Origin of the sequence: Kineococcus glutinatus, from assembly GCF_039542765.1 — a bacterium.
Lineage (GTDB): Bacteria > Actinomycetota > Actinomycetes > Actinomycetales > Kineococcaceae > Kineococcus_A > Kineococcus_A glutinatus.
Genome location: NZ_BAABIL010000082.1, coordinates 1 through 4,959, shown reverse-complemented (window position 1 = coordinate 4,959; position 4,959 = coordinate 1). Strand labels below are relative to the sequence as shown.

The window sequence follows — 4,959 nt, the reverse complement described above, 5'->3', positions numbered from 1 at the left end:
CGCCGACGGCGTCGGCCACGCCGAGCGCGTCCTGGACGCTGCCGCCGCGGGGGAGCGCCGGCCCCTGGCCGCGGCCCGCGCGGTGGGCGTGGCCCTCGGTCGCGGCGGCGCCGGCCTCGTCAACGCCGTCGACGCCGACGTGGTGACCCTGGGCGGGCTGGCCGCCCGGCTGCTGCGCATCGTGGGCGAGGACGTCCACGACGCTTTCGCCGACGGGCTGGTGCGCTACCGCCGCCGCGCCGCGCCGCCCCTGCTCCCCGCGGCCCTGGGTGACGACGGACCGCTCGCGGGTGCCGCCGAGCAGGTCTGGATCCGGTCGTGGCCGCTGCTCTGAGCCGCCCGGGCCGCTCGCGCGGTGGAGGCCGGGACCCGCGCGAGGAGGATCAGAAGCGGAACGGGGCCGGTGGGGTCGACAGCACCGCGCGCGGGCAGTCCTGCAGCCGCAGGTCGCCGTGCCCGAGCGCCTCGTCGCACAAGGACTCCACGCTCCAGCCGAGCTGGCTGCCGATGCGGGAGACCGTCACGCGGTAGATGGTGATCTCGTACTTGGTGGGCGTGCCGTGGACGATGTGGATGCTGCCGACGAGCTCCGAGCCCGCCGGGTCGCCCGCCTCGCCCCAGGGGCGGTCGTAACGGCTCCACAGGCTCGGCTGCGCCCGCCAGAGGCCGCCGCTGCCCACGTCCTGCAGCGCCAGCTCGACCAGGATCGTGCGGGCGGCCGCCTCGGGCACGATCGCGGCCGGGCGGATGACCTCGGAGATCTCCGCCGCGGCGGCCTCACCGGCTCCGGCGCCGTGGCGCGATGGGTCGCTCACCGCGCCAGCGTCCCACGAGTGCTCACCCTTCGCACACCCCGGTTCGCCCGCAGTGGTGACGACGCGCCCGCCCGCGACGCGCCGGAGTTGCTGGTTCCGGCCCCTGCCGTGGGGCATGATGTCCCGCTGTACGACGGCGCGCCACGTGGCCGACGGGTGCTGTACACCGCTGCGGTGAGGTCGTTTTGGGGAAGGCGCCCTCACCACCGACGCAGAGGAGGAACGCATGTCCGGTGCGACCACACGTGGCGTGCTCTTCGTGCACTCCGCACCACGAGCGCTGTGCCCGCACATCGAGTGGGCCGCCAGTGGTGTCCTCGGCATGCGCGTGGTGCTCGACTGGACGCCGCAGCCGGTCGCACCCGGGTGCCAGCGCACCGAGCTGGTCTGGCAGGCCGTCGCGGGCACCGGTGCCCGCCTGGCCTCCGCGCTGCGCGGCTGGGCGCACCTGCGCTTCGAGGTGACGGAGGAACCCAGCCCCGGGGTCGACGGGGGGCGCTGGAGCCACACCCCGGCCCTCGGGATCTTCCACGCCACCACCGACGTGCACGGCAACGTCCTCGTCACCGAGGACCGCATCCGCGCCGCCCTGGAGTCCGCCGACCCCCAGCGCTGCCGCGACGCCCTCGCCGTGGCCCTCGGCGACCCGTGGGACGCCGAGCTGGAGCCCTTCCGCTGCGCCGGCGAGGGTGCCGACGTGCGCTGGTTGCACCAGGTCGGCTGACCGCCCCGCAGCCCCGCCACGCACCGGCGCCCCACGACCGCGTCGGGTCGTGGGGCGCCGGTGCGCGCGGCGGGCGCGCTCAGCCCGCCGTGCGGAAGGCGAGGCTCGCGTTGTGCCCGCCGAAGCCGAAGGCGTTGTTGAGGGCCACCAGGTCACCGGTGGCCGGCAGCGGGCGCGGGTCCTTGCGGACCACGTCCAGCTCCACCGCTGGGTCCAGGTCGTCGATGTTGATCGTGGGCGGCGCCAGCCGTTCCCGCAGGGCCAGGACGGTCAGCACGCTCTCCACGGCACCCGCCGCGCCGAGCAGGTGCCCGGTCATCGACTTGGTCGCGGAGACCGCCACCCCGTCCAGCGCCGCGCCCAGGCCCGCGCGCAGGCCCTGCACCTCCGCCACGTCACCGATGGGCGTGGAGGTGGCGTGGGCGTTGACGTGCACGACGTCGGAGGGGCTCAGGTCACCGCTGCGCAGCGCGTCCCGCAGCGCGCGGGCGGCTCCGGCCCCCGTGGGCTCCGGCGCGGTGATGTGGTGTGCGTCGGCGGACAGCCCCGCGGAGACGACCTCCGCGTGGATGCGGGCCCCCCGGGCGCGGGCGTGCTCCTCGGCCTCCAGCACGAGGATGCCGGCGCCCTCGCCCAGGACGAAGCCGTCGCGGGCGGAGTCGAAGGGACGCGAGGCCCGCGCGGGGTCCTCGTTGCGCGTCGACATCGCGCGCATCGCCGCGAAGGCCGCGATGGGCAGCGGGTGGATCGCCGCCTCCGTGCCACCGGCGATCACCACGTCGGCGCGGCCGGTGCGGATCATGTCCAGGGCGTAGGCGATCGCCTCGGCACCCGAGGCGCAGGCGCTGACGGGGGAGTGGGCCCCGACCCCGGCGCGGAACTCCAGGCTCACGGCGGCGGTGGAGCTGTTGGCCATCAGCATGGGCACCGTCAGGGGCAGGACGCGCCGCGCGCCCTTCTCCCGGAGGGTGTCGTAGGCGGTGAGCAGGGTCCAGATGCCGCCGATGCCGGTGCCGATCACCGAGCCGAGACGATCGCTCTCCACCTCCGGGCTGCCCGCGTCCCGCCACGCCTCGCGCGCGGCCAGGACCGAGAACTGCGCCGAGGGGTCGAGACGCTTGACCTCCTGCCGGGTGAGGACGTCCGCGGCCGGCACCGCCGCCTGCGCGGCGAAGCGGATGGGCAGCTCGTGCTCGTCGAGCCAGTCCGCCGAGATGGTCCGGGCGGCGGAACGGCCCGCCAGCGCCGCCTCCCAGGTGGACGCCACGTCGCCACCCAGGGGCGTCGTGGCCCCGAGCCCAGTCACGACGACGCGCCGTGGGGTCGCGGTCATGGTCGGTCAGCTCCTTCGAGTGCGGTCAGCTTGGAGTGCGGTCGGCCGGGTGCGGCCGGGGGTGCGCTGCCGGCCGGCGCCGGGGCCGCCCGGCAGCGGGCGGCCCCGGCCGCGGCTCAGCCCTGGGCCTGGGAGATGTAGGCGACGGCGTCGCCCACGGTCTTGAGGTTCTTCACGTCCTCGTCGGGGATGCGCACGGAGAACCGCTCCTCGGCGTTCACGACGATGGTCATCATCGACAGGGAGTCGATGTCCAGGTCCTCGGTGAAGGACTTGCTCGCCTCGACGCTGTCGGTGGGCAGGCCGGTCTCCTCGTTGATGATCTCGGCGAGACCGCTGAGGATCTCCTGCTCGCTGGCCATGCGCTCTCCTTCGGTGGCGGACGGGACCCGGTCGGTCCCGCCGGGGGCCCGGGCGCAGGACGCGGCCCGGGGGGTCTGGGGTGGGGCCGCACACGGCCCCGGGTCAGGGCAGGCGGACGACCTGGGCCGCGTAGGACAGGCCCGCGCCGTAGCCGATGAGGAGGGCCAGCCCGCCCGAGGGCACCTCGCCGTCGGCGAGGAGGCGCTCCATCGCCAGCGGCACCGAGGCCGCCGACGTGTTGCCCATGTCGACGATGTCGCGCGCGATCCGCACGGACTCCGGCAGCTTGAGCTGCTTGACCATCGCGTCGATGATCCGCGCGTTCGCCTGGTGGGGCACGAACGCGTCGAGGTCCTCCGCGCGCACCCCGGCCGCGTCCAGCGCCCGCTGCGCCACGGGCGCCATCTGCCACACCGCCCAGCGGAACACCGTCTGCCCGGCCTGCTCGAGGTAGGGCCACGGCGCCTGCTCGGGCGCTGCGGCGGCGGCCTCCACGGCGACCTGCTCGGCGGCCGCGCCGGCCGCCGGGGCCTCGCGCTCGCGCAGCTGCAGCCAGGACACCTTCGAGCGGATGGCGTCGGCCTGCCCGCCGTCGGAGCCCCAGACGGTGGGGCCGATGCCCGCCTCCTCGGAGGGGCCGATCACCACGGCCCCGGCCCCGTCGGCGAAGAGGAACGCCGTGGAGCGGTCGTGGACGTCGGTGAAGTCCGACAGCTTGTCCACGCCGACGACCAGCACGTGCCCGGCGGTGCCGCCGCGCACCAGGTCCGCGCCGAGCGCCACGCCGTGGCAGAAGCCCGCGCAGCCGGCGGACACGTCGAACGCGGCCGCCGGGGTGGCGCCCAGCCGGTCGGCGACGATCGCCGCGGCGGCCGGCGTCTGGTACGGGTGCGACACCGTGGCCAGCACCACGGCGTCGACGTCCTCCCCGGCCAGCCCCGCCGCGGCCAGCGCCTTGGCCGCGGCGTCCTCGGCCATGTCGACGACGCCGACCTCCGGGGCGGCCCAGCGGCGCGTCACGATGCCCGTGCGCTGGCGGATCCACTCGTCGGAGGAGTCGATCCAGGTGCAGACCTCGGCGTTGTCGATGACCCGCGGCGGCCGGTGTGCGCCGACGCCGAGGATGCGCGCCTGGCGGGAGGGGGTGGTGCCGATCCGCACCGCGCCGCTCACCGGGCACCCGCCGCGGCGGTCTCGGACACGGCCTGAGCGGCCTCGGGCGCCGCCGGGGAGGAGCCGTGCTCGGCGACGAGCGCACGGGCCCGCTCCAGGTCGTCGGGCGTCTTCAGCGCGAGCACCTCCACCCCCTTCAGGGACCGCTTGGCGAGGTTGGCCAGCGTCCCGGCCGGGGCGAGCTCCAGCAGCGCGGTGACGCCCAGGGCGGCGAAGCGCTCGGTGCACAGGTCCCAGCGGACCGGGCGGCTGACCTGCGCGACGATCCGGCGCAGCACCTCGGCGCCGTCCTGCAGCACCGCGCCGTCGGCGTTGGAGACCACCGGGGTGCGGGCCGGCGACGTCGCCACGGCCGGGGCGAGCGCGGCGAGCACCTCCACGGCCGGGGCCATGTGCTCGGTGTGGAAGGCGCCGGCCACCTGCAGCGGCACCACCCGCGCCCGCGCCGGCGGCTGCTCGGCGACGGCGGCCAGCGCCCCGGGCGTGCCGGCGGCGTCGCCCTCCCCGGCGCCGTTGGCGTTGGCGGCGGCCAGCCCGTGCCGGGCCAGCGC

General features: G+C 76.4%; 6 protein-coding genes and 1 pseudogene. 2 read left to right on the top strand and 5 right to left on the bottom strand.

Features of this window, described 5'->3' with window-relative positions; translation table 11 throughout:
• Window positions 1–334: pseudogene (locus ABEB16_RS03935) on the top strand (hypothetical protein); the annotation flags it as partial.
• Window positions 335–383: 49 nt separating this feature from the next.
• On the opposite strand, the gene ABEB16_RS03930 reads toward ABEB16_RS03935, so the two are convergent.
• Entirely contained in the window at window positions 384–815 is a 432-nt protein-coding gene (locus tag ABEB16_RS03930) for a hypothetical protein (protein ID WP_345710965.1), read from the bottom strand.
• A gap of 226 nt (window positions 816–1,041) precedes the next feature.
• Between ABEB16_RS03930 and ABEB16_RS03925 the strand changes: the two genes are divergently transcribed.
• Window positions 1,042–1,539 (top strand): DUF3145 domain-containing protein, encoded by a 498-nt coding sequence (locus tag ABEB16_RS03925; RefSeq protein ID WP_345710964.1) that lies wholly within the window; start codon window positions 1,042–1,044, stop codon window positions 1,537–1,539.
• Between the two features lie 79 nt (window positions 1,540–1,618).
• On the opposite strand, the gene fabF is transcribed toward ABEB16_RS03925, so the two are convergent.
• The 4 genes from fabF to ABEB16_RS03905 form a co-directional block, all read right to left on the bottom strand.
• A complete protein-coding gene (gene fabF / locus ABEB16_RS03920) occupies window positions 1,619–2,872 on the bottom strand; it encodes a beta-ketoacyl-ACP synthase II (protein WP_345710963.1) in 1,254 nt (417 codons plus the stop codon).
• A 116-nt stretch (window positions 2,873–2,988) separates the two neighbouring features.
• Window positions 2,989–3,234 carry an acyl carrier protein gene (locus ABEB16_RS03915; protein ID WP_345710962.1) on the bottom strand — a complete coding sequence of 82 codons (246 nt, stop codon included), beginning with the start codon at window positions 3,232–3,234 and terminating at the stop codon, window positions 2,989–2,991.
• 103 nt (window positions 3,235–3,337) lie between these two features.
• Window positions 3,338–4,408: a beta-ketoacyl-ACP synthase III gene (locus tag ABEB16_RS03910; protein WP_345710961.1), complete on the bottom strand. Its 1,071-nt coding sequence runs from the start codon at window positions 4,406–4,408 to the stop codon at window positions 3,338–3,340.
• Window positions 4,405–4,959 (bottom strand): ACP S-malonyltransferase (locus ABEB16_RS03905; RefSeq protein WP_425560101.1); only part of this gene is annotated, 555 nt, incomplete at its 5' end. The genes ABEB16_RS03910 and ABEB16_RS03905, both read right to left, overlap by 4 nt.